Source organism: Arthrobacter sp. B0490 (assembly GCF_002929355.1).
GTDB lineage: Bacteria > Actinomycetota > Actinomycetes > Actinomycetales > Micrococcaceae > Arthrobacter_D.
On sequence record NZ_PJIR01000122.1, the window covers coordinates 1 to 589 of the forward strand.

The window sequence follows — 589 nt, forward strand, 5'->3', positions numbered from 1 at the left end:
CGTGACCGAGGGTGTCATTCACCGGTTTGAAACGGTCCAGGTCGATGTAGAGCAGTGTCAGCGCCGAGCCGCTACGAAGCGCCGCCAGATTCTGATCTAGGTAGTCGCGCAGCCGGCTGCGGTTGGGCAGGCCGGTCAGGGCATCGTGCTGAGAGAGATACTGAACGCGAGCCTGCGCCTTGGTTTCCTCGGTGATGTCGCTGGCGGTGCCGCGATAGCCGACCAGCTTGTCGTCCTGACGGATGGCGCGGGCAGCCAGCCGGCAGAAACGCTCGCAGCCATCGGCGGCACGATAGCTGCTGCGCAGTGGCGCGACCTGTGGTGCCTGGAGCCAGTTCTGCAGCGCGGCACTGTCGCTGATCAGCAGTTCCAGCAACGAGCGGCCCAGCCACTGGCTGGATTCGTGTCCGGTGATCTGGCGAAAGCGATTGGAAAGGAAGGTCAGCCGAGCTTGCGCGTCGGTTTCCCAGATCCAATCGGAAGCGGCCTCGGCGACATCGCGAAACCGCTCCTCGCTATCCGCCAGCGCGCTGCGACTGGCGGCCAGCCTTGCATAGCTGATGTCGAGCAAGTGCAGGCTGCGCAAGGC

At 64.5% G+C, this 589-nt stretch carries 1 protein-coding gene; it reads right to left on the bottom strand.

All coding sequences use genetic code 11. From position 1 onward, the window contains the following. Nucleotides 1-571 (bottom strand): PAS domain S-box protein (locus CXQ97_RS21045; protein ID WP_219815484.1); only part of this gene is annotated, 571 nt, incomplete at its 3' end. Nucleotides 572-589: the final 18 nt, after the last annotated feature.